Source organism: Blastococcus sp. SYSU D00669 (genome assembly GCF_054050715.1).
On sequence record NZ_JBJGZV010000002.1, the window covers coordinates 54,268 to 79,122 of the forward strand.

Genomic DNA, 24,855 nt, shown 5'->3' on the forward strand with positions numbered 1-24,855 from the left:
CGGCCAGTGATCGTCCTCGACGCCTCCGCGCTGTTGGCATTGCTCAACCACGAGCCCGGCTGGGAGGTCGTGGCCCGCGTGGCCTCTGCTGAGGACATGACCATCAGCGCGGTCAACTACTCCGAGGTGCTGCAGAAGGCCGCCCGGATCGGTATCGCTTCGGAGGAGATCGACCAGGTCCTGGACGAACTGGCGATCACCGTCACGCCCTTCGGCCGCCTGGACGCCCGGCTCGCGGCGTCGTTCTACCGCCACCGGTCGGACCTGAGCCTGGCCGACCGGGTGTGCCTGGCTCTCGGACGCAGCCTGGACAGCGCGACGTACACCACCGACCGGCAGTGGCTGAACTGGGCCGATCACCTTGGTGTGCGGGTCGTCGCCATCCGCTGACGCTGGTCCCCGCTCGGCAATCAGGCCCGGGTGGAGTTCTCGTCCTCGCGAGGGCGCTCGATGCGCTTCTGGAGAAAGACTGGAGCCCTCGTCGGCAGCATCGGCGGCTGTCAAGCCCGGGTCCACAGGCCCGGGCCCGTCCACAGTCACTGGCCGGAGCGCTCGCCATGAATCCGGATGCCTCGCACGCTGACCGAGCCCGCTGCAGAAGGGCCGACAGCCGAGGAGACCCCATGGGCAGGCCGCCACTGGCCGTGGGGACCTTCGGGACGATTCGTTTCGAGCGGCTCGGCAGGAACCGCGTGCAAGCGTCGGCCAGCTTCCGCGATCCCGACGGTCGGCGCCGTCACGTCCTGCGCACCGGCCCGACTCGAGCACAGGCCGAGCGGCTGCTGCGTGAAGCTCTCCGTGACCGTGCCAACACCGCGGCCCCTCCCCTGCCGGCCGACAGCCGGCTCAGCGCCATGGCCGCCCAATGGCTGGCCGGCATCGACGCCAGCGACCTGGCGATCGGCACCAAGCGGCTGTACCGGTTCGCTGTCCAGTCCTACGTGCTGCCCGGCCTCGGCGAACTGCTCCTGCGCGAGCTCACCGTTACCACCGTCGACCGCCTGTTTACCGCCGTTGCCGCCCAGCACGGCCCGGCCGCGGCCAAGTCCACCCGCAGCGTGCTGTCCGGCATCCTCGGGCTCGCCGTCCGCCACGGGCTGCTCCCCACCAATCCGGTGCGCGACGCCCCGGCCCGTCGCACCGGCCGCAGCCAACGACGCCTCCGCGCGCTCAGCAGCGAGGACGTCGACCTCCTGCGCGCCCGACTGGCCGCCGATGCCGCGGCGGTCCGCCGGGACCTGCCCGATCTCGTCGACTTCCTCCTGGGCACGGGCCTGCGCATCGGCGAGGCCTGTGCGCTGCGCCCGGCCGACGTCGACCTCAACGCCGGCACGCTGAGCGTCACCGGCACCGTCATCCGGCAGCCCGGTCGCGGACTGCTCATCCAGGACGTGCCCAAGACCGGCGCCGGGCGACGCACCATCCCCCTGCCCGCACGCACCCTGGACCTGCTCCGCCGCCGCCTCGCCGACCTGCCCTCACAGGAGGGCGACCCTGTGCTCTTCCCCAGCCCGAACGGTCACCTGCGCGACCCCAGCAACACCAGCGGCGACCTCCGCCAAGCCCTGGACCGGGCCGGCCTGCCCTGGGTCACCTCGCACACCTTCCGCAAGACCGTGGCCACCCGGCTCGACGACGCCAGACTGTCCGCCCGCCAGATCGCCGACCACCTCGGCCACAGCCGGCCCAGCCTCACCCAGGACGTCTACCTCGCCCGTGGAACCGCCAGCCTGCGTACAGCGGCAGCCATCCGCCGGGTCCTGTAGCGAGCCGCCGACGACGTCAGACGACGCGAAAGTTGGGGGTAAACAGAAATAGCGCAATTAATGGTCCCCGGATCTCACGATCGACGAGGCACTGACCAGGAGCTTTGCTCCCCCGATTGGACTCGAACCAATAACCCTGCGATTAACAGTCGCATGCTCTGCCAATTGAGCTACGGGGGATCGGCGGGTGCTGCCCGCGCGACGGGTCGAGAGTACCTGACGTTCCCGGGCCGCCCGGGACCGGCTCGTGGAGCCGCGCGTCGGGTGTCCCACAGGTAGCGTGATCACGACGTTCCCAGCCCCCAGGAGGTCCCCCGTGGCGAAGTTGTCCTTCCTCGCCGGTTTCGGTGCCGGCTACGTGCTGGGCGCTCGCGCCGGCCGCGAGCGCTACGAGCAGATCCGCCGCGCCTGGGAGCACGCCAAGGACGACCCCAAGCTGCAGAGCGTGGCGGGCATGGCTCAGGCCCGCGCCGACGCCGTCGTCCAGGGGGTCAAGGCGAAGATGGGGAGCGACGCCCCGCAGTAGTCCGGGGCGGGTCGCCGGGCGCGGGTGCGGGGGCCTGGCGCTCGGCGTGCACCTGCACCTCGATCGACGTCCGGTGGGCCACCGGGTCCCAGATCTCCTCCAGCGGAGCGAGCACCGAGCCCGGGATGCCGCGCCGCCGCGCCCGCCGGCCCAGCAGCGCGAGGCCGACCGGGACGCCGACGAGCACGGTCGCGCCCCCGACACCCACCACGAGCTCGCCCACGCTCAGTCCGGCTGTTCGGCCGCGACGGCGTCGGCGAGCTTCTGCCGCGCCACCTCACGTGCGGCGGGGTCGTTGCGGTCGGCGTCGTCGTCGAACACGACCGTCCACTCCCGCGCGGCCTGACCGGGCAGCCGCCGGGCGACCAGGACCACCTCTCCCCCGCCGGGCAGCGGCGAGCGCCGGCTGGCGACGACGGTCTGGTCCACCCGCCGCCGGAGCACGGCCGGCAGGTCCCCGGCGTCGGCCAGCGCGTGCCGCTCGGCGGGCAGCCTCGCCTGCACGCCCGGCTCCACCTCGATCAGCGGCGTGACGACGAACGTGCCGCCGTCCCCCTGCTTCTTCCAGGTGGCCGTGCCGACCTCGTGCCACGGCAGCACACCGACCTCGCCGGCCTGCTCCAGCGGCAGGTCGGCCGGCACCCGGCGCAGCCCGCGCGAGGTCGCGGCCAGCCAGCCCTCCTCGCGGGCCAGCACGCCCCAGGCGAGCACCCGCTCGTCGGGGTCGGACGAGGCCTGGACGACGGCGCGCACCAGCTCCGGCGGCCGCGCGAACCGCCGCCGCAGCGTGTCCACCAGGCTCACGGCGTCAGCCCGCCCATCGCCCGCTCGCGCAGCGACCGCGCCTGCTGCTCCAGCGCCAGCAGCTTCATGAACGCCTTGTTGTAGGCGTCGGCCTCCTCGACCGGGTTCATCCGCTGCAGCCGGCCCTTGAGCGCGGCCACCTCGCGGACGGTCGCCATCTCCTGCAGCCGGGCCAGGATCGCGTTGACGTACACGGTGTCGGACTCCCCGCCGATCGACCGCAGCGGCTCGACGGCCAGCGCCGTCAGCTGCGCCCGCGCCGTCTCCCGGTCGCAGTAGCGGGCCACCTCGTCCAGCCACTCCGGCCCGGTCACCCGGGCCGCGGCCGCCCCCCCGGCGGCGGCGACCGCCGACGCGACGGCGGCGTAGTCGGGGTCGGTGTAGGACTCGGGCGGGATCGCGTCGAACGAGGGACCGGCGACCTCCGGCACCTGCAGCGCCGCCTTGACCGCCTCCCGCTCGACGCCGACGGCGATCTCGTCGGGGCCGCGCCGCGGCACCCGCCCCCGGCCGCGGCTCTGCGTCGGGACGTCTCCGCCGGTCACCCGGCGCACACGCTCCAGCACCTCCGCCTCGTCGGTGTTGCCGATCAGCCCGGCCAGCCGCCGCGCGTAGGCCGGGCGCAGCGCGTGGTCCTTGATCTGCGCGAGCAGCGGCGCGGTGCGCTCGAGCGCGGCGACCCGGCCCTCGACGGTGTCGAGGTCGTAGTCCTGCAACGTCGTCCGGAGCACGAACTCGATCAGCGGTGTGCGCCGCGCGACCAGGTCCCGGACGGCGGCGTCACCGTGCGCCTGCCGCAGCTCGCACGGGTCGCGGCCGTCGGGCTCGACGGCGACGAAGGTCTGCGCGACGAAGCGCTGGTCCTCCTTGAACGTCTTCATCGCCGCCGCCTGGCCGGCCGCGTCGCCGTCGAAGGTGTAGACGACCTCGCCGCGGAACTCGTCCTGGTCCATGAGCAGCCGGCGCAGGACGGCGATGTGCTCCGGCCCGAACGCGGTGCCGCAGGACGCCACGGCGGTGGTGACCCCGGCCAGGTGGCAGGCCATGACGTCGGTGTAGCCCTCGACGACGACCGCCTGGTGCCGGCGGGCGATGTCGCGCTTGGCCCGCTCGATGCCGTAGAGCACCGAGCTCTTCTTGTAGAGCGGTGTCTCGGGGGTGTTCAGGTACTTCGGGCCGGGGTCGTCGTCCATCAGCTTGCGGGCGCCGAAGCCGATGACGTCCCCGGTGATGTCGCGGATCGGCCAGATCAGGCGGCGGTGGAACCGGTCGATCAACGACCCGCGGCTCGATTCCTTGGCGAGGCCCGCGGTGACCAGCTCCTGCTGGCTGAAGCCCTTGCCGCGCAGGTGCCGGGTGAGCGCGTCCCAGCCGCCCGGCGCGAAGCCGCACCCGTAGTCGACGGCGACCTGCCGGTCGAAGCCGCGGTCGGCGAGGAACTGCCGCGCCGGCGCCGCCTCGGGCGTCCGCAGCTGCTCGGCGTAGAACTCCGCGGCCGCGGCGTTGGCGGCGACCAGCCGGGCCCGCTGCCCGGCCTGCGCCCGGTCGGGTGCACCCGTGGGCCGCCCGCCGTCGTCCTCGTAGTGCAGCTCGACGTTCGCCTTGCCGGCCAGGTGCTCGACCGCCTCGGAGAACGACAGGTGGTCGATCTTCTGGATGAAGGCGATCACGTCGCCGCCTTCCCCGCACCCGAAGCAGTTCCCGGTGAGGATGTCGTCCTCGAGGGTGAACGCATGGGTGCCTGGCACCTCTGCGCAGAAGACCTCTTCGACCCGGTCACTCCACTCGACGGAACGGACGACCCAACGCTTCCGCTCGTAGCTGTTCGGGTTGTTCCGGATCCGCTCGAAGTGGTGATCGAGCAGGAAGAACGAGTGCGGCAGTCCCTCGGTCATGAAGCGGACGTTGAAGACGTCGCTCGGCAGACCGTCGATGCTGATCCGTGTCTGCTTCGCGATGCCGTACGTGCCGACACCGATGCGGGTGCACAGCCGACGGACGTAGTCCACGTCCTCTTCACGAGCGGAGTCGAGGATGGCGTCGCCGTCCTCGGCCACGCAGCCATCGGCCGCGAAGTAGCCGGCCAGCCAGCCCAGCAGATAGGCAGGGTCCTCGTCCAGGGACGGCCGCTCGTCCTTGAAGTAGGCCGGCAGGCCGTAGTACTTGGTGACCCCCTCGCCTTCCCAGCTCCGGCACCCGTTGAAGTAGTGCGCGAGCTGGGCGTCCTTCGGCCCGAAGAGGTTGGCGATCGATCCCTGACCGCCGCGGGTGCCGTCGGCGTAGACGATCCCGCGGGCGACGCCGAACGGAGACGGCCGGAACTGCGGATGGAGGACGCGGCTCATGGGGAACGAGGACGACAGCCGGTCACCGGGTCGTAGATCCTTGGTGAGGATTTCTCGACGGTTCTCACGCAACGGCCCGGAGGGCACGAACCACCGGTGTTCGTCGGTCGCGTAGAGCTCCTTCGTCCGGCCGTTGCGTGACACCGTGAGCTTCATCAGCCGCTGGACGCCGTAAGACTTGAACGGCGCCTCGACCCAGCCCCCGTTGCCGTTGAGCACCCGGACCGTCTTGCCGGCCAGCTCCCGGATCGGAACGACGCCGTCCTCGGTCAGGACCCCCGTCTCCCCGGCGAGGCAGTGGTACAGCCCGCGTGCCGGCGTGACGTGGAAGGACGGCGACTTCTCGTCGTGGAACGGGCAGAGGCCCTTGAGGCTCCCGCCACCGGCGCGCTTGAGCTGCAGGTGCTCGCCGACCACCTCGTCGATCCGGCTGCGCTCGCGCACCAGCGCGATGTCGGCCGCCCGGATGCGTCCTCGACCCGCCATCACACGTCCCATCGGATGCAGACGTCCAACCAGAGCAGGAAGACGTGCTGGTGCAACGCTAGCCGGGGGTCGGCCGGCGAGGCGTAGCGGTTCCCCAGCACGCCCTCGCCGCGGACCTCCACCGCCACCTCACCGCTCGGCCAGTCGTAGTGGGCGGTGCGCGGGTCGACCCAGCGCCGGGTGAACGGCTGCCCGTCGACCACGATCTCCCAGGGCGAGCGGTGGGACGCGACCCGCGCCCAGCACCGCGGCTCGCCCGCCGGCTCGTCGACGAGGTGGCCGAGGAGCTGACCGCTCCGGTAGACGTAGGTCCACGCCTGCTCGCCGATGCGCACCGGAGCAGGCCGGCGCCGGCGCTGCTGGCCGATGGTCGCAACCACCGCCCCGTTGCACAGCACCGGAGTCACACCCTTGCCGACACCCGACGACCCCGCCTTCCCCATCTCCAGCAGCACGGGGGTCGGCCCGCCCGTCAGCTGCTGCCCCCGATCACGGCGGCGCCGGTGGCGGCGGTGACCGTCGCGGTGTTGCGGCGGTTGATCACCAGCTCGACCCACAGCAGGAAGACCTGCTGCTCCAGCGGCAGTTCGTCGGCGGTGAGCGTCGGCCGCGGCGACCAGCCGCCGGTCGGCCCGCTCTCGGCGACCTGCCGCCCGCCGGCGAGGTAGCGGTGGGTGCCCTTCCAGAACGAGACGACCTGCAGCTCCACCGGCGTCCCGGCCAGGTCGAGCCCCCAGGTGCCCTTCCACATCGAGGTCTGCCGGGCCGTGAGCAGCGCCGTCTCCTCAGGGTCGGTCGCGCGCCGGGCCGTCAGCGTCCCCTTGGCCTTGGCGTAGACCCACTCCGCCTCGCCGATGACCGCCGTGGCGGCCTCCCTCCAGTTCGCCGCGCGCAGGACCGCCACCACGGCGCCGTCGCGCAGCACGGGCAGCTCGCCCTTCACGGCGCCGGCCGTGCCCGCCCTGCCCAGTTCCAGCACCGCCGTCACCCGATCCCCGGCGCACCGGCGACGCTCTCGCCGGTCGCGCGGTAGAGCAGGTAGGCCGCCGTCTCGCGCAGGATGTAGCGGAACTGCGTGGCGCGGGTCTGCACCGCCGGGCCCTGGCGCGTGGGCGAGCTCTCCGCCTCCATGCCCGAGTCCTCGGCCATCCGCTCGGCGCGCAGCGCGTGCCACGGGTCGGTCACCAGCACCGCCGTCGTCCAGCCGCGCGCCTCGAACTCGGCCCCGACCGCCCGCATGCTCTCCAGCGTGTCGACGCCCTCCGGCACGGCGAGCAGCGCGTCGTCCGACACCCCGGCGTTGGCGAGGTAGGCCGCACCCGCCTCGGCCTCGGTGAACTGGTCGCCGGCGGCCTTGCCGCCCACCGTCACGACCACCGGGGCCACGCCCTGCTCGTAGAGCTTGAGCGCGTGCTCCAGCCGCGCCTCGAAGATGGACGACGGGACGCCGTTGTACTGCGCCGACCCCAGGACGACGATCGCGTCGCTCCCCGGCCGGGAGTCCTGCCGCGCCGTCCACCAGATGGCCAGCGCCGTGGACGCGACGAGCAGGAAGACGGCGAGCACGGCGGCCGCGACCACCCTGCTCACCCAGCTGCCCGGCCGCACCCCCACGCGTCATGGGTACCACGCGGGGCCGACCGGGTGAGGCCCCTGGGGACGGTGTGCCGCCTCAGCTGCCGACGTGCTCCGCGCCGAGCGCCGCGCGACCGGCCTCCAGCCGGGCCACCGGCACCCGGAACGGCGAGCAGGACACGTAGTCCAGGCCCACCTCGTGGAAGAAGTGCACCGACTCGGGATCGCCGCCGTGCTCGCCGCAGACGCCCAGCTTGAGGTCGGGCCGGCCCCGACGGCCGCGCTCGACGGCGAACTTGACCAGCCGGCCCACGCCGTCGCGGTCGAGCGACTCGAACGGCGAGATCCCGAAGATCCCCTTGTCGAGGTAGGCGTGGAAGAACGCCGCCTCGACGTCGTCGCGCGAGAAGCCCCACGTCATCTGGGTGAGGTCGTTGGTGCCGAAGGAGAAGAACTCGGCCGAGTGGGCGATCTCCTCGGCGGTGAGCGCCGCCCGGGGCACCTCGACCATCGTGCCGATCGGCACCTGCAGCTCCACCCCGTGCTCGGCGCAGATGTCGGCGATCACCTTCTCCGACTCCTCACGGATCGCCTCCAGCTCCTGCACCGCGCCCACCAGCGGGATCATCACCTCCGGCCGCGGGTCGCCGCCGGCCTTCTTCCGCTCGCACGCCGCCTCGACGATCGCGCGCACCTGCATCGCGAACAGCCCGGGTACGACCAGCCCCAGCCGCACGCCGCGCAGGCCGAGCATCGGGTTGGACTCGTGCAGCCGGCGGACGGCGGCCAGCAGCCGCAGCTGACCCTCGTCGGGCTGACCCTCGGCCTCGGCGACGGCGACCCGCACCGACAGCTCGGTGAGGTCGGGCAGGAACTCGTGCAGCGGCGGGTCGAGCAGCCGCACCGTCACCGGCAGCCCGTCCATCGCCTCGAAGATCTCGGTGAAGTCCTGCTTCTGCATGGGCTCGAGCGCGTCGAGCGCTGCCTGCCGCTCCTCGTCGCCCTCGGCGAGGATCAGCTTCTCCACCAGCTGCCGGCGGTCGCCGAGGAACATGTGCTCGGTCCGGCACAGGCCGATGCCCTGCGCGCCGAAGCGGCGCGCCCGCGCGGAGTCCTCGGGGGTGTCGGCGTTGGTCCGCACGCCGAGCGCCCGCCGGGAGTCGGCGTGCGTGAGGATCCGGTGCACCGCCTTGACCAGGTCGTCGGCGTCCGCGGCGTCGGGGTCCAGCTCGCCCTCGAAGTAGCGGACGACGGACGACGGCTCGACCGGCACCTCGCCCAGCCACACCCGGCCGGTGGAGCCGTCGATGGAGATGACGTCGCCCTCGTTCACCACCGTGCCGTCGGGCGCGGTGAACCTCCCCGCCTTGGTGTCGACCTGCAGCTCCTCCGCGCCGCAGACGCAGGTCTTGCCCATCCCCCGGGCGACCACGGCCGCGTGCGAGGTCTTGCCGCCGCGGCTGGTGAGCACACCCTGCGCGGCGATCATCCCGGAGAGGTCGTCGGGGTTGGTCTCCCGCCGGACCAGGACGACCTTCTCCCCCTTCTGCGCCTCCTCCACGGCCCGCTCCGAGGAGAACACCGCCTTGCCGACCGCGGCGCCGGGCGAGGCGTTCATGCCCTGGGTGAGCTGGCGGGCGTCCCCGCCGGAGACGAACCGCGGGAACATCAGCTGGGCGAGCTGGTCGCCGGTGACCCGCCGGACCGCCTCGTCCATGTCGATGAGGCCCTCGTCGACCAGCTGGGTGGCGATGCGGAAGGCCGCTGCCGCCGTGCGCTTGCCCACGCGGGTCTGCAGCATCCACAGCTTGTTGCGCTCGACGGTGAACTCGATGTCGCACAGATCGCGGTAGTGGCCCTCGAGCTGGGACATGATCGACATCAGCTCGTCGTAGGCGCCCCGGTCGATCTGCTCGAGCTCGGTGAGGGGCACGGTGTTGCGGATGCCGGCGACGACGTCCTCGCCCTGCGCGTTCTGCAGGTAGTCGCCGTAGACGCCCTGCTCACCGCTGCCCGGGTCGCGGGTGAACGCCACGCCGGTGCCCGAGTCCATGCCGAGGTTGCCGAAGACCATGGCGACGACGTTGACCGCGGTACCTGCGTCGCCGGGGATGCGCTCGCGGCGGCGGTAGAGGATCGCCCGCGGCGAGTTCCAGCTGTCGAAGACGGCGTTGATCGCCAGGTCCATCTGCTCGCGCGGGTCCTGCGGGAAGTCGCGCTCGGTGTGGTCGCGGACGATCACCTTGAACCGCTCGACGACGTCCTTGAGGTGCTCGGTGTCGAGGTCGAGGTCGAGCTCGGTGCCCTGCTCACGCTTGACCTCGTCGAGCGCGTCGTCGAACAGCTCGCCCTCGATGCCGAGCACGGTCTTGCCGAACATCTGGATCAGCCGGCGGTAGGAGTCCCACGCGAAGCGCTCGCTGCCCGACTGCGCGGCCAGACCCTGCACCGACTCGTCGTTGAGGCCGACGTTGAGGACGGTCTCCATCATCCCGGGCATGCTCGCCGCGGCCCCGGAGCGGACCGAGACCAGCAGCGGGTCCGCGGGGTCGCCGAGGGTCTTGCCCATGGCCTTCTCGAGCGCCGTCAGGTGCTCGGTGACCTGGTCGGCCAGCTCACCGGGCGGCGCACCGTGCTCCAGGTAGTGGCGGCAGGCGTCGGTGGTGATCGTGAAGCCGGGCGGGACGGGCAGTCCCAGGTTGGTCATCTCGGCGAGGTTCGCGCCCTTGCCGCCGAGCAGGTCCTTCTGGTCCTTGCTGCCTTCGCTGAAGTCGTAGACCCACTTCACGATGCCCACCTCCGCACCCGGTCAGCCGCCGCACACCCATCGTCGTGGAAAGGTGCGGCGACCGGCAGACGTCTTGGACGTCCTGTCGAGAATGTTGGTGAAGATCGTGGCGGACGACGCCGCCGAAGGCGAGCCCGGGAAGGGTGACACGGGTCACCCGGGCGCCGGGATGTCCCCGGCGCCCGGTCCCGCGGTGGTCAACCGACCAGGATGAACCCGAGGACGGCGAAGACGACGACCAGCAGGCAGACGATGATGCCGACGATGAGGCCGGTGCGGTTCTTCGGCGAGGGCGGCGGCGAGACGTAGCTCGGGAACCCCGTGGCGAACTGGGTCGGCTGCTGCTGCTGCGGCGTGGGGGCGAACTGCGGCTGCGGCGGGAGCTGGACCTGGCCGGGGAAGACGACCTGCGTCGGCGCAGCGGGCTGCGGTGCGGCCGGCGGCGCCGGAGCGTAAGCGGGCCCCTGCGCCGGTGCGTAAGCGGGGCCCTGAGGGCCGGCAACGGGCGGGTACGGCGGCTGCGACAACGGACTTCCTCTCGAGCGGGCCCGGCGGTCGGTCAGCCGGGCGGCGCCATGGTTGCAGGCTCGTCCGCTCATGAGAAGGCTTACGGCCCCGCCTCTCCGCGCTCCCGCGAACCGGAACTCAGCCGGACGACGACGTTCCGCAGACCTTCGCGCCGCCCTGGCTGACGACGGTCAGGAACGTGCTGGTCACCGCCCCGCCGTCGGTCCACTCGACCTCGACGCGCTGCGCCGAGCCCTCGCCGTCCTCGGCGCCGACGACCTCGCCGGTGCCGGGCACGAGGTACTCGTCGGCGAGCCGGTCGGGCCCCACGCGGGCCTGCTCGGACTCGCACAGCAGCTCGAACGCCGTCTCGGTGTCGCCCTGCTGCAGGGCGGCGACGAAGACGCCGGCCACCTCGCGCGCCTGCTCCCCGGCCGAGCCCCTGACCAGCGGCAGGGCCAGCGCGGCGGCGACCGCCGCCAGCACGGTGCCGCCGAGGACGACCACCAGCAGGCCGCGTCGGCTGCGGGCCGCCCCGGTGTGCAGCGGCTCGGGGCCCTCGTCGTACAGGTACGGGCCCTGGGTCACCCGCCGCTCACCTCCAGCTCGGCGCCGGCGGGCGGGCGCGGGTCGTCGCGGTCGGCCAGCCAGCCCTCCGGCAGCGCCACCGGGCGGGGCGGGCTGGTGCGCCCGCGCGGGGCGCCCAGCACCTCCAGGGGGTAGGGCTGCTCGGGGATGCGGTCGAGCAGGCCGGCCAGCTCGTCGAGGCTGCTGGCCATCGCCAGCCCGCGGCGGACGTCGGAGCCGACCGAGAAGCCCTTGAGGTACCAGGCGACGTGCTTGCGGAAGTCGGTGCAGCCGTGCCGCTCCCCCTGCTCCTCGCTCAGCAGCGTCGCGTGCCGGAGCATCACCGCGGCCACCTCGCGCAGGGTGGGCAGGGCCCGCTCCGGCGTCCCGGCGAAGGCGGCGGCGAGGTCGCCGAACAGCCAGGGCCGGCCCAGGCAGCCGCGGCCGATGACGACGCCGGCGCAGCCGGTCTCGGCGACCATGCGCAGCGCGTCGTCGGCCTCCCAGACGTCGCCGTTGCCGAGCACCGGGATGGCCACGTGCTCCACCAGGCGGGCGATGTGCGACCAGTCCGCCGTTCCGCTGTAGAGCTGGTCGGCGGTGCGGCCGTGCAGGGTGATCGCGGCGGCGCCGGCCTCCTCGGCGATCCGCCCGGCCTCCAGGTAGGTGTGGTGCTCGGCGTCGATGCCCACGCGGGTCTTGACGGTCACCGGCACGTCGCGGGCGGCGGCCACCGCGGCGCGCACGATGTTCTCGAAGAGCCGCCGGCGCCACGGCAGTGCCGAGCCGCCGCCCTTGCGGGTCACCTTGGGCACCGGGCAGCCGAAGTTGAGGTCGATGTGCGCCGGGCGGGTGCCGGCGACGTCCTCGTCGACGAGCATCTCGACCGCCCGGCCGACCGTCGCCGGGTCGACGCCGTAGAGCTGCACGGAGAAGGCGTCCTTCTCGTCGGGCGTGGCCCGGACCATCTGCAGCGTCTTCTCGTTGCGCTCGACCAGCGCCCGCGTGGTGATCATCTCGCAGACGTAGAGGCCGGCGCCGAACTCGCGGCACAGCGTCCGGAACGCCGGGTTCGTGATGCCGGCCATCGGCGCGAGGACGACGGCGGGGTCGACGGTGAGCGCGCCCAGCCGCAGCGGCGCGGTCGCCGTCAGCACGCTCGTCATGCGTCCCAGGGTAGGTTGACCCGCTCCGCCGCCCGTGGAGCCGGGTCACGGCGCGGCTCCGGGGGCGCCCACCCGGGTCGAGCCGGCCGTCGTCCCGTGACCGCCTCCCCGGCCGTCCCGCTCGCCGTCGCCGAACCCGCCCGCCGACTCGGCGTCGTCACCACGGCCGACCTGGCGGCCGAGGGCGTGAGCGAGGAGGAGGTGCGGGAGGAGAAGCGCACGGAGGACCAGCTGCGCTCGCTCGGCGTGCGGTTCGTGCGGGTCGCCGCCGACGACCTGGGCCCGGGTCGGGCACGGCTCGAGGACCTGGTGCGGCGGCAGCTGCGCGCCGGCGGGCCGCCGGTGCAGGAGTTCCGCGAGGTGCCCAGGAGCGAGGGGCGGTGGCGCGGCTCGACGGACGCCGGCGAGGGTTGGGCCGGTCGCCGTCAGCCGGCCCAGGCCGCCCAGAGCGCGGCGTAGCGGCCGCCGGCGGCGACCAGCTCGTCGTGGGTGCCGGCCTCGACCACCCGGCCGTCGTCCATGACCAGCACACGGTCGGCCGCCCGGGCCTGGGTGAGCCGGTGCGCCACGGTCAGCGCCGAGCGCCCGCGCACCGCGGCGGCCGCGGCCTGCTCCAGCTCCCGCGCGCCGGCCGACCCGGCCTCGGCGGTGGCCTCGTCGAGCACCACCACCGCGGGGTCGGCCAGCACCACCCGGGCCAGCGCCAGGTGCTGGGCCTGCGCCGGCGTCAGCGCCTCCCCGTGCTCGCCGACGACGGTGTCCAGCGCGTCGGGCAGCGCCTGCACCCACCGCAGCGCGCCGGTGGCGGCCAGGGCTGCGCACAGCTCGTCGTCGGTGGCCTCCGGGCGGGCCAGCGTGAGGTTGTCGCGCACGGTGCCGGCGAAGACGTGCACCTCCTGGGTGACGACGGCGATGCAGCGCCGCAACGGCTCGGGACCCAGCTCCCCCAGCGGCACGCCGCCGAACGTCACGGTGCCGGCGGTCGGCGCCAGCAGCCCCGCGGCCAGCCGGCCGAGCGTCGTCTTGCCCGCGCCGGTGGCCCCGACGACGGCCACCCGCTCCCCCGCCGCCAGCCGCAGCGTCACGTCCCGCACGACCGGCCGCCCCGGCACGTACGCGTAGGAGACCGCGGACAGCTCGAGGTCGCGACCGGCCGGCTCGGCACCGCCGGCCGCGGGGGGTTGCGGGAGCAGCGCCACCCCGGCGAGCCGGCTGAGCGACGCGCCGGCCGACTGCACCTCGTCGAGCACGAGCAGCAGCGCGCCCACCGGGTTGAACAGCCGGTGGAAGTACAGCGCGGCCGCGGTCACCGCCCCGACGGTCACCGCGTCGGCGCGCACCAGCAGGAACCCGGCCGTGAGGACGGCGGCGAGGCCGACGAACTCGGTGCGGTTGTTCCGGCCGAAGAACCGGGTGAGCAGCGTGAACACGTCGACCGACAGGGTCAGCGCCCCGTGGGAGGCCGCCTCGACCCGGGCCCGCTGGTCGGCCTCCAACCGCAGCGCCCGGAGCGTGCCCGCCCCCTGCAGCCCGGTGACCAGCGCCTGGGCGCGCTCCCCGTTGGCGGCGCGCTCCCGCTGGTACATCGGCCCCGAGCGGCCGAGGTACCAGCGGCTGGCGGCGGCGTACAGCGGCGCGACGACCAGCCCGGCCAGCCCGAGCCGCCAGTCCAGCGCGAACAGCCCGGCCGCGGTGAGGACGACGGCCAGCAGCGAGTCGACCAGCAGCGGGACGGCGTCGACGAGCGAGCGGGCCACCGCGCGGACGTCGTCGCCGACGCGGGAGAGGAGGTCCCCGGCGCCGCCCCGCTCGACCTCGCCGGCGTCGAGGTGCACCGCCCGGTCGAGCACCCGCTCCCGCAGGTCGGCCAGCACCGGCTCGCCGGTCCGTGCGAGGAGCGCGATCGAGGCGGCCGTGCACGCGCCACCGACGACGGCGGCCGCGGCGATCGCCAGCGCCGACGTGGTCACCGCGCCCGTGTCGCCGGCGGCGACCGCGTCGACGATCCGCCCGAGCATCCACGGCCCCACCAGGCCGGCCAGCCCCACCGCGGTGAAGGCGGCGATCGTGAGCACGAGGACCCCGCGCCGCCGGCGCGCCAGCGCCCAGGTCAGGCGGGCGGTCTCCCGGCGTCCGGCGACGGGCAGGAGCGGCCGGCTCACCGGGCCACCAGCGCGCGGTACGCCGGGTCGTGCAGCAGATCGGCGTGCCGGCCCTCCCGGACCTGCCCGCCGGCGACGAACAGCACGCGGCTCGCCTGCGCGAGGAGGGCCGGGCTGCCGGTGAGCAGCACCGTGGTGCACCGGGCGCCCGCGCCGTGCCGGACCGCGCGCAGGCCCTCGGCGATGCGCTGCTCGGTGACCGCGTCGACCGCGCTGGTCGGCTCGGCCATGACGAGCACCGGCGTCCCGGTGGCCAGCGCCCGCGCGAGCGCGATCCGCTGCCGCTGGCCGCCCGACCACGCGGCGCCGTCCACGGCGACCGGCTGCTCGAGCCCGGCGGGGTGCAGCGCGACGACGTCGGTGGCGGCCGAGTGGCCGAGCACCCGGGCCAGCTCGTCGTCGGCCAGCCGCGACCGGGGGTCGACGGCCGACCGCAGGGTGCCCTCGAACAGGTCGATCCGGGTGTCGGTGACCAGCAGCCGCTCGCGGGCGGCGGCGGTGCTCAGCTCGCCGAGCGGCACCCCGCCGAGGACGACGCCGCCGCCGTCCTCCCCCCCGAGCCGGGCGACCAGGTCGCGGGTCAGCGCCGGGTCGTCGACCACCACCGCGAGCAGCTCCCCCGGGCGCGCGGTCACGACCGAGCCGGCCAGCTCCAGCGCCAGCTCGGGCGGGTCGGCCGCGTCGGTGCGGGACCCGGCGGCCACCAGCGGCGGGCCGGCGAGGAAGGCGGCGATCCGGCCGGCCGAGGCCCGCGAGGTGGCCGCCTGGGCGCCGAGCTCGCCCAGCCACTGGATGGGCCCGGACAGGAAGGCGGCCAGCCCGACGATGGCGATGAGCTCGCCGGTGCCGATGTCGCCGGCCAGGGCCGCCCGGCCGGCGAGCAGCGCGACGGCGGCGAGCAGCAGCCCGCCGAGGGCCACCGACAGGCCCGACAGCGCGCCCACCGAGCGCGCCATCGCGATGCTCGCCGTCCGCGCCCGCCGGCTCTCGGTGCGGAACCGCGCCGCGGCGGCGTCCTCGGCGCCGATGCCCTTGAGCGGCCGCAGGCCGCGCACGAGGTCGGTGGCCACCCCGGTCGCGCGGGCCACCGCCGCCTGGTGCTCCCCGCTGCGCCTCTCGATCCGGGGCGCGAGCAGCAGCGTCGCCGCCACCACGGCCGGCACCCCGCCGAGCACGACCAGCCCGACGACGACGTCGGCCCGGACCAGGACGACGGCGCCGGTCACCAGCGAGACCAGGGAGGCGACGGTGAACGACACCTGGTGCAGCACGTTGCCGACCGACTCGGCGTCGGACGTGGCCAGCGACAGCGTCTCGCCGGGCAGCAGCTCGGTGCGCACGCCGCGGGGGTGCAGCACCCGGTCGGCGACCTCCATGCGGAGGTCGTGCATCTCCTCCTGCATCGCCCGCACGGTCGTCCGGGCGCCGAACCGGTAGGCGAGGCTGAGGACGACGAACAGCACGGCCAGCCCGCCGAGCCACCGCAGCAGCGCGCCGACGTCGGCGCCGGCCACCGCCCGGTCGACGACCACGCCGATGAACACCGGGACGAGCGCCTCGCACAGCTGCCAGAGGCTGAGCAGCAGCACCGACAGCGCCAGCCGCCCGCGGTGCCGGCGCAGGGCGCGCAGCAGCAGCCGCCCGCCCGTCGTCGGGGCCTCAGCCACGGGACGGACGGGCGGCGCGCACTGGGGAAGGCTAGCCTGCCCTTCCCCCGGCCCGGCTCAGCAGACGGGCAGGCGCTCCTTGAGGTAGCCCTCCACCCGGTCGAGGCCCACCCGCTCCTGCGTCATCGTGTCGCGCTCGCGCACGGTCACGGCGTCGTCCTCGAGGGTGTCGAAGTCGACGGTGAGGCAGTACGGCGTGCCGATCTCGTCCTGCCGGCGGTAGCGGCGGCCGATGGCGCCGGCGTCGTCGAAGTCGACGTTCCAGCTCTGCCGGAGCTTCGCGGCGAGGTCACGGGCCTTGGGCGAGAGGTCGGCGTTGCGCGACAGCGGCAGCACCGCGGCCTTGACCGGCGCCAGCCGCGGGTCCAGCCGCAGCACCGTGCGGGTGTCGACGCCGCCCTTGGTGTTGGGCGCCTCGTCCTCGGTGTAGGCCTCGATGAGGAACGCCATGAGCGAGCGGGTCAAGCCGGCCGCCGGCTCGATGACATAGGGCACCCAGCGGGTGCCGGTCGCCTGGTCGAAGTAGGAGAGGTCGACGCCGGAGTGCTCGGTGTGCGTCTTCAGGTCGAAGTCGGTGCGGTTGGCGATGCCCTCGAGCTCGCCCCACTCGGAGCCCTGGAAGCCGAAGCGGTACTCGATGTCGACGGTGCGGGTCGAGTAGTGCGACAGCTTCTCCTTCGGGTGCTCGTAGTGCCGCAGGTTGTCCGGGGAGATGCCCAGGTCGGTGTACCAGCGCGTGCGCTCGTCGATCCAGTACTGGTGCCACTCGGCGTCGGTGCCGGGCTCGACGAAGAACTCCATCTCCATCTGCTCGAACTCGCGGGTGCGGAAGATGAAGTTGCCCGGCGTGATCTCGTTGCGGAACGACTTGCCGATCTGGCCGATGCCGAACGGCGGCTTCTTGCGGGCGGCGCCGCTGACGTTGGCGAAGTTCACGAAGATGCCCTGCGCGGTCTCGGGCCGCAGGTAGTGCAGCCCGGACTCGTCCTCGACCGGGCCGAGGTAGGTCTTGAGCATCATGTTGAAGTCGCGCGGCTCGGTCCACGCGCCCTTGGTGCCGCAGTTCGGGCAGGTGATGTCGGCCAGGCCGTTCTCCGGCGCCCGGCCCTTGCGCGCCTCGTACTCCTCCTCGAGGTGGTCCGCCCGGAACCGCTTGTGGCAGTGCTGGCACTCGGTCAGCGGGTCGGTGAAGACGCCGACGTGGCCGGAGGCCACCCACACCTGGCGGGGCAGGATCACCGAGGAGTCCAGGCCGACGATGTCGTCCCGGCCCTGGACGACGGTCCGCCACCACTGCCGCTTGATGTTCTCCTTGAGCTCCACGCCCAGCGGCCCGTAGTCCCAGGCGGAGCGGGTGCCGCCGTAGATCTCACCGGACGGGAAGACGAACCCCCGGCGCTTGCAGAGGTTGACCACCTTGTCGAGGTGGGCGGGATCGTGCGTCTTGGACTTGGCGTTGGCAGGCGCTGCCACAGGGGCTCCATCCGGCTGGCGGTCGGCGGGGGTTGACCCGTCCACGGTAGTCGGCGGCCTGCGCCGCCCTCGTCAGCCCCAGAGGACGACGGCGAGCACGCCGATCGCGACCACCAGCAGCGCCAGCAGCGGGACGACGACCGCGGTCCGGCTGCGCCGGCGCGGGACGACCCGCGGCTGCAGCGGCTGCCACGGGCCGAAGCGGTCGGTCGGCTCGCGGGGTGGGGACGGCGGCAGCTGGTCGGTGGGCTGGTCGGCCGCGATCCCGCCGTCCGGCCGGCGCCGGCCGGGCACCGGCGGCAGGCGCATCGCCCGGGTCCGCTCGGCGTCCTCCGGTGGCTGGCTCATCGGCGCTCCCCTACTGGCTGTCGACGTAGACCCCGGGCTCGTCGAGGGCGTGTACCCATACCGGCGCCCCGGCGATCTTCACCTCCGCGGCCGACAGCGCACGCCGGTAGGAGCCGACGCCGTCCCAGCGGGTCAGCAGCGCCCACAGGCCGGCGTCCTCGGTCGAGCGGCCCACCTCGCCGCCGAGGAACCCGGGGCGGGCGCCGAGCGCGGCCAGCAGGCCGTCGAGGGCCGTGGCCAGCTCGCCGGCCCCGTCGTCGGGCACCCGCAGGCGCGTCACCGCGAACACCGGCACAGCTTGCTACACGGGACGGCCCCCGCACCTGGGCAGGTGCGGGGGCCGTTCGCGCGTGCGGGTGGGATCAGGCCCAGCCGACGACCGTCAGGTTCTGGTCGATGCCGACGAGCAGGTTGAAGGTGCTGCCGTCGTCGAGCTCCAGGGTGAAGGAGACGACGTCGAGGCCCTCGCTGGGCGCGTTCTCGACGCTGTCCAGCGTGCCGCCGGTGATGCCGGCGCCGCCGAGGGTGTCGTAGAACAGCGCGGCGAGGACCTGCTCCGGGGTCACCTGGTTCTCGGCGGCCAGCTGCTGGAACTGGCCCTGCAGCGTCGGGCTCAGCGTCGCGTAGGCGGTGGCGAAGTCACCGGTCGCCATGGAGTCCACGAACGTGAGCGCGGTGTCGGTGGAGCCGGGGAAGCCCTCCTCGCCGCCGGAGGTGGGCGTGTCGCTCATCCCACCGCCCGGGTTGGTGGGCGGCGGGGTCGAGGCGCCGCCGGGCAGCGACATGTCGCCCATGTCCATGCCCATGTCCGGCACCTCGCTGGTCGAGGTGCTGGTCGACGTGGAGGTCGAGGTGGAGCTGGAGCTGCTCGCGGTGTTGCCGCCCTCGTCGTCGTCCCCGCCGAGCAGGAAGAACAGCAGGACGCCGACGCCGGCGAGCACCACCACGACCGCGAGGATGATCCACGGCAGGGGGCTGCTCTTCTTCGGCGGCTGGCCGTACCCGCCGTAGCCACCGGGCCCGCCGGGCGGGAACCCGCCACCGGGAGGGCCGTACTGGCCGGGGCCGGGCTGACCGTACTGGCCGGGCTGGCCACCCGGCTGGCCGTAGGGGCCGGGCTGACCGGGCTGACCGTACGGGCCGGGCTGGCCGTACTGACCGCCGTAGGGACCTGGAGGCTGGCTCATCGTGCTTCTCTCGTTCGGGTACAGGTGGGCGGGAGGCGCCCGTAGCGGCGGCCAAGGTAGCGATGCACCGTGCCCGCGCCTACCGGTTCGCGCGCGGCATTCGTCACGGGTCCGTCACGAATCACCCCAGGTGCCCCCTTACGGTGGCCGTGACCCGCTAGGTGACCTGCGACGCGGCTCGCCCAGGACCGGAACGCTGGTCGCACGCCAGGTCCGTCCTTAGACTCCGCCGACGACCGCACCCGGGCGCCGGTACCGAGGAGCGCCGGGTCGCGGCTACGGAGGTTGTACGCGTGGAGTTCGAACAGTTCGGTGCCTACCGCATCGAGGCGTTGCTCGGCCGCGGTGGCATGGGAGAGGTCTACCGCGCCTTCGACACCGACCACGACCGGGTCGTGGCGCTCAAGGTCCTCTCCGAGACGCTCGCCGCCGACCAGGGGTACCGCGAGCGGTTCCGCCGCGAGGCGCACCTGGCCGCCCGGCTCAACGAGCCGCACATCGTGCCGATCCACCGCTACGGCGAGATCGACGGCCGGCTCTTCCTCGACATGCGGCTGGTGCCGGGGCGCGACGTCGCCGCGGTGCTCGCGCAGGAGGGGCCGATGAGCCCCGAGCGGGCCGTGTCGATCATCAGCCAGACGGCGCGGGCGCTGGACTCGGCGCACGCCGACGGCCTGGTGCACCGCGACGTGAAGCCGTCGAACGTGCTCATCACCGGCGAGGGGGACGACGAGTTCGTCTACCTGGTCGACTTCGGCATCGCCCGCTCGACCACCGACCAGGCCGGGCCGGCGCTCACCCAGACCGGCGCGGCGCTGGGCTCCTTCGACTACATGGCGCCCGAGCGGTTCCTGGAGAAGCCGGCCGACAAGCGGGTCGACGTCTACGCGCTGGCCTGCGTGCTCTTCGAGTGCCTGACCGGGCGACGGCCGTTCGTCGGTGACGGCCTGGCCACGCTGATGTACGCCCACCTCAACACCGACCCCCAGCCGCCGTCGGCGATCCGCCCGGACCTGCCCAAGGCGCTGGACGAGGTGATCCTCAAGGGCCTGGCCAAGGACCCCGACGAGCGCTACGCGACCGCCGGCGAGTTCGCCGCCGCCGCCCGCCGCGCGCTGACCGCCTCGGGTGTCGCGCCCAAGCCCGACGTGCCCGCGCCGGCGGCCCCGCCGACCTCGATCACCCCGATCCCCTACGTGCCGCCGCAGACCGTCGGGTTCTCCAACCCCGGACCGGCCGGCGCGTACACGCCGGCCGCGGGCACCGGTGCGCCGCCCACGGGCTACGGCCCGCCGTCCAACCCCGGCGCCCCCACCGGCTACGGCCCGCCGTCCAACCCTGGCGCCCCCACCGGCTACGGGCCGCCGTCCAACCCCGGCGCGCCCACCGGCGGCTTCGGTCCGCCGAGCAACCCCGGCCCGCCGACCGGCGGCTACGGGGTGGCCTCGGTGCCCGGCGGCTACGGACCCTCCTCGCAGCCCGGCCCGCCGTACGGCGCGACCGGCCAGGGCGGCGGGGGGAAGAAGAACACCCTGCTGCCGATCCTGCTCGGCGTCGGCGCGCTCGTCGTCGTCGGCGTGGTCGTGCTGGTCGTCGTCCTCAGCGGCGGCGACGGTGGTGGCGGCGGCGCCGGCCCGAGCACCTCCACGTCGACGAGCACCTCCACGTCGACCTCGTCGTCGACGACGACGTCGAGCACGACCCCGCCGCCGGACGCCCCCGAGGACGAGCTGCGGGCCAGCATCCCGCTGGGCTTCGACGCGGACTCCTGCCGCACCCAGGACCCGGCCGGGGACGGCGACATCGCCGCGCTCGACTGCGGCGCCACGATCTCCGACGACCCGGGCCCGACCGTCTCGCTGTTCTACCTGTACCCCGACGTCAGCACGCTCGACGGCGTGTTCCTCCGCGACGTGCAGGCGCAGAACCTCACCGAACTGGCCAGCGGCACCGACTGCCCGGACACCCAGGGCTACCGGTTCTGGACGGCGAACAGCCAGCGCGCCGGCCGGGTCGCCTGCTACATCGACCCCGACGACCAGACGGCGGTCATCGTCTGGACGCAGGAGGACGTCCGCGCCGAGGGCCTCATCGGCATCGTCGGCGGCGGGCAGGAGGGGCTCAACACCCTCTGGACCTGGTGGAACGACCCGCAGAACAGCGACTTCGTCGTCTGACCCGCGGCACGCAGAAGGCCCCGCTCCCGGTCCGGGAGCGGGGCCTTCTCGTCGTTCAGGCGTTCTGGAGCTGCGGCGCGGCGAGCGCCTCGAGCCGCTGGGCGACCTCCTCGGCGGTGGCCGGCCGCTGGCCGACCGGCGCCAGGCAGGCCTGCACCAGCGCGGCCTCGTCCTCGGTGAGGCCGGCGGCGATCGAGGGCTCGGCGCTCATCACCTTGCGGATGGCCAGCAGCGGCTCGCCGTCGGGCAGCTCGCCGTAGAGGCCGGTGCCGGTGAGCGCCCTGTGCAGGGTCGCCCCGAGGGCGAACACCTCCGTCGCCCGCGAGGGCCGGTCGCCGCGCAGCAGCGCCGGGTCCAGGTACTCGACGGACGCGGCGCTGGCCATGCCGGTCAGCGTGACGCCCGGGGTCAGGTAGCGGGCCAGGCCGAGGTCGGAGAGCTTCGCCCCGTTCTCGGTGAGCAGGATGTTCGCCGGCTTGAGGTCGCCGTGGGTGAGGCCGGCCTCGTGCAGCGCGTGCAGCGCGTGCGCGGCGTGCGCCACGGCGCGCAGCACCTCGCCGCGCGACAGCGGGCGCGCCGGGGCGGCCAGCGAGCCCAGCGGGAGGTACTCCATCGCGTACATGAAGCTGTCCTGCAGGACGGCGTCGTAGACCTTCACCAGGTAGGGCGAGGCGACCTGCGCGAAGGCGCGCAGCTCGCGGACGCCCCGCTCGTAGGCCTGCTCGCTGTGCTGGCCGGAGAAGACCTTGACCGCGACGAACTCGTCCGGAAGGCCCAGCCGGGCAGGCGGGCGGGCCAGGTAGAAGCGGCCGTGGTTGCCCTCACCGAGCACCCTGACCACCTGGTAGTCCGCGATGGTGGCGGGCGCGGATCCCACCAGGCCAGCGGCGTCCATGAATCTCCTCCAGTTGCCTGTACAACTCCCGGTCCCACCGGGACGCCGCGGGGGCGGCAGCGGGTCAGTCTGCCCGCGCCGGGGCGGCCGGGGAACCCCGTTGCGAGCGCCGGGCCGAACTCCCTCGGCACCGCGCGCCGAGACGCCCCACCGGGGCGCGGCCGCCGTTAGCATCCGCGCCCGAACCAGCGCCTGCTGCGGCGCTCCCCGGTCGACTTCCCGGCCACCCCGTCACCCCCGGGGCCTGGCAGCACAGGCCCGAACCTCCGAGCGGAGCTCCCCGTGGAAGCGCGTCCCGTCGCCGAGGTCATCGCCTACGTCTTCCTGGACCTGGCGGTGATCGTGGTGATCGCCCGAGTCTTCGGCCGGCTGGCCGTCAAGGTCGGCCAGCCGGCCGTCGTCGGCGAGATCGTCGCCGGCATCCTGCTGGGTCCCACCCTGCTGGGCGCACTGCCCGGTGACCTGGACAAGTTGTTCATCCCGGACGACATCCGGCCCTACCTCAACGTGCTGGCCCAGCTCGGCCTGGTGCTGTTCATGTTCCTGGTCGGTCTCGAGGTCGACCTGTCGTTCATCAAGGGCCGCGAGAAGATCGCCGTCTCGGTCTCGGTCGCCTCGATCGTGCTGCCGTTCTCCCTCGGTCTGCTGCTGGCCCTGTACCTGCACGAGCGGCACAACGTCGTCAACGGTGAAGAGGTGAGCTTCGCCGCCTTCGCGCTGTTCCTGGGCGTCGCCATGTCGATCACAGCGTTCCCGGTACTGGCGCGCATCCTCGCCGAACGCAACATGCACCGGATACCGGTCGGCGTGCTGTCCCTGGCCTGCGCCGCCGTCGACGACGCCCTCGCCTGGTCGCTGCTCGCCATCGTCGTCGCGATCGTGTCGGCGGCCTCGTTCACCGGTGTCCTGCAGATCCTGGGCTTCACGATCGTGTTCGCCATCGTGATGTTCTTCGTGATCAAGCCGCTGCTGGCGAAGCTGGTCGACCGCTACGAGCGGCACGGGAAGCTGACCCCCGAGATGCTCGCGGTGGTGCTCGTCGGCATCCTGCTCAGCTCGTTCGTGGCCGAGGAGATCGGCGTCCACTTCATCTTCGGCGCCTTCGTGTTCGGCGTGATCATGCCGCGCAAGGGTGCCGCCGCGCTCACCCACGACATCACCGACCGCCTCGAGCAGGTCAGCGTGCTCCTGCTGCTCCCGGTGTTCTTCGTGGTCACCGGGGCCAGCGTCGACGTCGGGGCCATCGACCTGGCCGGTCTCGGCGAGCTCGGCCTGATCCTCCTGGTGGCCATCTCCGGCAAGTTCATCGGCGCCTTCGCCGCCGCCCGCGCGCAGAAGGTGCCGCGCCGGCAGGCCACCGCGCTCGCCACCCTCATGAACACCCGTGGGCTCACCGAGCTGGTCATCCTCAACGTGGGCCTGATGCTCGGCGTCCTCGACGGCGAGATGTTCACGCTGATGGTGCTCATGGCGCTGATCACGACGGCGATGGCGGCCCCGCTGCTCAACGTCGTCTACCCCAAGCGGATCCTCGAGCGCGACATCGCCGCGGCCGAGCGGGAGGCGCTGGGGCTCACCGACGCCTACACCGTGCTGGTCGTCATCGACGACCCGAAGCACGACGAGGCGCTGGTGCACCTGGCGTGCGACCTCGTCGGCCGGGAGTCGCCGGCCCAGGTCGTGCTCGCCCGGGCACTGCTGCGGACGACGCCGAAGCCGGAGGTCTCCAGCGGCCTGTCCGCCGACCTGGCGATGATGGCGTCCGCCGGCCTCGAGCTGCGCGACCTCGCCCGGATCGTCGAGAGCCGCGGGCTCAAGGCGTCGGTGGCGTCGCGGTTCAGCGAGACGCCGTGGGCGGAGATCGCGGAGATCGCCACCAGCTCGAGCGCCGACGTCGTCCTGGTCCGCGAGGGCTGGGGCGCGACCGAGGAGACGGGGCGGGTGGCCCCCTGGCCGGCCTCCCTCACGACCAGCGTCGTGGTGGTCTCCGGCGAGCTCGGCGAGCCCGGGCTGGCGCCGCAGGGCCCGGTGGCCGTCGTCCAGGACGGCGACGCCAACGGCCGGGCCGCGCTGCGGCTGGCCGCGCAGGCCTCGCTCGGCCGGTCGGCGCCGCTGCAGCTGCGCGCCGGCGAGGGCTGGCGGGCGGAGCGGCGGGCGGCCAACGTCAGCGAGTCGCTGCGCCGGGCCGGGGTCGTGATCAGCGACGAGGAGCCCGCCCCGCTGCCGTCGCTGCTGGTCGCACCGGCGGGCGCGGCGCCCGAAGGCGCGGCGCACGACCTCACTCCCGTGCTCACCGTGCACGCGGGTGCGGCCGACAGCGACCGCGACCTGGACGAGACGCTGGCGGGGATCGCCGCCACCAGCGGTACCGCCTGAGCGCACCCACGCACGACGGACGGCCGGTCCGGGCACCCGC

23 protein-coding genes and 1 tRNA gene are annotated in these 24,855 nt (G+C 73.8%); 6 read left to right on the plus strand and 18 right to left on the minus strand.

Features of this window, described 5'->3' with window-relative positions:
* The first annotated feature begins 6 nt into the window (after nt 1-6).
* Together ACI8AF_RS02540 and ACI8AF_RS02545 are read left to right on the plus strand one after the other, a co-directional pair.
* Entirely contained in the window at nt 7-390 is a 384-nt protein-coding gene (locus ACI8AF_RS02540) for a PIN domain-containing protein (RefSeq protein ID WP_456538087.1), read from the plus strand.
* Nucleotides 391-644: 254 nt separating this feature from the next.
* Entirely contained in the window at nt 645-1,766 is a 1,122-nt protein-coding gene (locus ACI8AF_RS02545) for a site-specific integrase (RefSeq protein WP_456538088.1), read from the plus strand.
* A 107-nt stretch (nt 1,767-1,873) separates the two neighbouring features.
* Here the strand turns inward: ACI8AF_RS02545 and ACI8AF_RS02550 are convergent.
* A tRNA-Asn gene (locus tag ACI8AF_RS02550) sits at nt 1,874-1,946 on the minus strand.
* 136 nt (nt 1,947-2,082) lie between these two features.
* On the opposite strand from ACI8AF_RS02550, the gene ACI8AF_RS02555 reads away from it, so the two are divergent.
* Nucleotides 2,083-2,292 carry a hypothetical protein gene (locus tag ACI8AF_RS02555; RefSeq protein ID WP_456538089.1) on the plus strand — a complete coding sequence of 70 codons (210 nt, stop codon included), beginning with the start codon at nt 2,083-2,085 and terminating at the stop codon, nt 2,290-2,292.
* Here the strand turns inward: ACI8AF_RS02555 and ACI8AF_RS02560 are convergent.
* The 10 genes from ACI8AF_RS02560 to dusB form a co-directional block, all read right to left on the minus strand.
* Complete coding sequence (locus tag ACI8AF_RS02560; RefSeq protein ID WP_456538090.1) at nt 2,258-2,515, minus strand: hypothetical protein; 258 nt, start codon at nt 2,513-2,515, stop codon at nt 2,258-2,260. The genes ACI8AF_RS02555 and ACI8AF_RS02560 overlap by 35 nt on opposite strands.
* Before the next feature lie 2 nt (nt 2,516-2,517).
* Nucleotides 2,518-3,096: a hypothetical protein gene (locus ACI8AF_RS02565; protein ID WP_456538091.1), complete on the minus strand. Its 579-nt coding sequence runs from the start codon at nt 3,094-3,096 to the stop codon at nt 2,518-2,520.
* On the minus strand, nt 3,093-5,927 hold the full coding sequence (gene dnaG, locus ACI8AF_RS02570) for a DNA primase (RefSeq protein ID WP_456538092.1): 2,835 nt from the start codon (nt 5,925-5,927) through the stop codon (nt 3,093-3,095). The genes ACI8AF_RS02565 and dnaG overlap by 4 nt, the downstream gene beginning before the upstream one ends.
* Complete coding sequence (locus ACI8AF_RS02575; protein WP_456538093.1) at nt 5,927-6,325, minus strand: hypothetical protein; 399 nt, start codon at nt 6,323-6,325, stop codon at nt 5,927-5,929. Before ACI8AF_RS02575 ends, dnaG begins: the two co-directional genes overlap by 1 nt.
* A 74-nt stretch (nt 6,326-6,399) precedes the next feature.
* Nucleotides 6,400-6,915 carry a hypothetical protein gene (locus ACI8AF_RS02580; RefSeq protein WP_456538094.1) on the minus strand — a complete coding sequence of 172 codons (516 nt, stop codon included), beginning with the start codon at nt 6,913-6,915 and terminating at the stop codon, nt 6,400-6,402.
* The gene (locus ACI8AF_RS02585) at nt 6,912-7,541 is read right to left on the minus strand and encodes a YdcF family protein (RefSeq protein ID WP_456538095.1); all 630 of its coding nucleotides are present in this window, start codon (nt 7,539-7,541) and stop codon (nt 6,912-6,914) included. Before ACI8AF_RS02585 ends, ACI8AF_RS02580 begins: the two co-directional genes overlap by 4 nt.
* Before the next feature lie 58 nt (nt 7,542-7,599).
* On the minus strand, nt 7,600-10,290 hold the full coding sequence (gene ppdK, locus ACI8AF_RS02590; RefSeq protein WP_456538096.1) for a pyruvate, phosphate dikinase: 2,691 nt from the start codon (nt 10,288-10,290) through the stop codon (nt 7,600-7,602).
* 197 nt (nt 10,291-10,487) lie between these two features.
* On the minus strand, nt 10,488-10,817 hold the full coding sequence (locus ACI8AF_RS02595; protein WP_456538097.1) for a hypothetical protein: 330 nt from the start codon (nt 10,815-10,817) through the stop codon (nt 10,488-10,490).
* Between the two features lie 118 nt (nt 10,818-10,935).
* Nucleotides 10,936-11,385, minus strand: coding sequence for a hypothetical protein (locus tag ACI8AF_RS02600; RefSeq protein WP_456538098.1), 450 nt, complete (start codon nt 11,383-11,385; stop codon nt 10,936-10,938).
* Nucleotides 11,382-12,530, minus strand: coding sequence for a tRNA dihydrouridine synthase DusB (gene dusB / locus ACI8AF_RS02605; RefSeq protein ID WP_456538099.1), 1,149 nt, complete (start codon nt 12,528-12,530; stop codon nt 11,382-11,384). The genes ACI8AF_RS02600 and dusB overlap by 4 nt, the downstream gene beginning before the upstream one ends.
* Before the next feature lie 96 nt (nt 12,531-12,626).
* Here dusB and ACI8AF_RS02610 point away from each other — a divergent pair, with 96 nt between their 5' ends.
* Nucleotides 12,627-12,989, plus strand: coding sequence for a hypothetical protein (locus ACI8AF_RS02610; RefSeq protein WP_456538100.1), 363 nt, complete (start codon nt 12,627-12,629; stop codon nt 12,987-12,989).
* Here ACI8AF_RS02610 and ACI8AF_RS02615 read toward each other — a convergent pair.
* From ACI8AF_RS02615 to ACI8AF_RS02640, 6 genes are all read right to left on the minus strand, one after another.
* A complete protein-coding gene (locus ACI8AF_RS02615; RefSeq protein ID WP_456538101.1) occupies nt 12,956-14,692 on the minus strand; it encodes an ABC transporter ATP-binding protein in 1,737 nt (578 codons plus the stop codon). The genes ACI8AF_RS02610 and ACI8AF_RS02615 overlap by 34 nt on opposite strands.
* Nucleotides 14,689-16,359 (minus strand): ABC transporter transmembrane domain-containing protein, encoded by a 1,671-nt coding sequence (locus ACI8AF_RS02620; protein ID WP_456538102.1) that lies wholly within the window; start codon nt 16,357-16,359, stop codon nt 14,689-14,691. Before ACI8AF_RS02620 ends, ACI8AF_RS02615 begins: the two co-directional genes overlap by 4 nt.
* Before the next feature lie 57 nt (nt 16,360-16,416).
* On the minus strand, nt 16,417-17,832 hold the full coding sequence (locus ACI8AF_RS02625) for a glycine--tRNA ligase (protein WP_456538103.1): 1,416 nt from the start codon (nt 17,830-17,832) through the stop codon (nt 16,417-16,419).
* A gap of 72 nt (nt 17,833-17,904) precedes the next feature.
* A complete protein-coding gene (locus ACI8AF_RS02630; RefSeq protein ID WP_456538104.1) occupies nt 17,905-18,180 on the minus strand; it encodes a hypothetical protein in 276 nt (91 codons plus the stop codon).
* Between the two features lie 10 nt (nt 18,181-18,190).
* Complete coding sequence (locus ACI8AF_RS02635; RefSeq protein WP_456538105.1) at nt 18,191-18,469, minus strand: antibiotic biosynthesis monooxygenase family protein; 279 nt, start codon at nt 18,467-18,469, stop codon at nt 18,191-18,193.
* A gap of 73 nt (nt 18,470-18,542) precedes the next feature.
* Nucleotides 18,543-19,367, minus strand: a complete 825-nt coding sequence (locus tag ACI8AF_RS02640; protein WP_456538106.1) for a hypothetical protein — start codon at nt 19,365-19,367, stop codon at nt 18,543-18,545.
* Between the two features lie 293 nt (nt 19,368-19,660).
* Here ACI8AF_RS02640 and ACI8AF_RS02645 point away from each other — a divergent pair, with 293 nt between their 5' ends.
* On the plus strand, nt 19,661-21,544 hold the full coding sequence (locus tag ACI8AF_RS02645) for a protein kinase domain-containing protein (RefSeq protein ID WP_456538107.1): 1,884 nt from the start codon (nt 19,661-19,663) through the stop codon (nt 21,542-21,544).
* Nucleotides 21,545-21,599: 55 nt separating this feature from the next.
* On the opposite strand, the gene ACI8AF_RS02650 is transcribed toward ACI8AF_RS02645, so the two are convergent.
* Entirely contained in the window at nt 21,600-22,439 is an 840-nt protein-coding gene (locus ACI8AF_RS02650) for a serine/threonine-protein kinase (RefSeq protein ID WP_456538108.1), read from the minus strand.
* Between the two features lie 282 nt (nt 22,440-22,721).
* On the opposite strand from ACI8AF_RS02650, the gene ACI8AF_RS02655 reads away from it, so the two are divergent.
* Nucleotides 22,722-24,815: a cation:proton antiporter gene (locus ACI8AF_RS02655; protein ID WP_456538109.1), complete on the plus strand. Its 2,094-nt coding sequence runs from the start codon at nt 22,722-22,724 to the stop codon at nt 24,813-24,815.
* The last annotated feature ends 40 nt before the right edge of the window (nt 24,816-24,855 follow it).

Coding starts and splice junctions, on each gene's coding strand:
- dnaG (WP_456538092.1), bottom strand. CDS start 5,927: ATGGCGGGTCGAGGACGCATCCGGGCGGCCGACATCGCGCTGGTGCGC.
- dusB (WP_456538099.1), bottom strand. CDS start 12,530: ATGACGAGCGTGCTGACGGCGACCGCGCCGCTGCGGCTGGGCGCGCTC.
- ACI8AF_RS02630 (WP_456538104.1), bottom strand. CDS start 18,180: ATGAGCCAGCCACCGGAGGACGCCGAGCGGACCCGGGCGATGCGCCTG.
- ACI8AF_RS02640 (WP_456538106.1), bottom strand. CDS start 19,367: ATGAGCCAGCCTCCAGGTCCCTACGGCGGTCAGTACGGCCAGCCCGGC.
- ACI8AF_RS02650 (WP_456538108.1), bottom strand. CDS start 22,439: ATGGACGCCGCTGGCCTGGTGGGATCCGCGCCCGCCACCATCGCGGAC.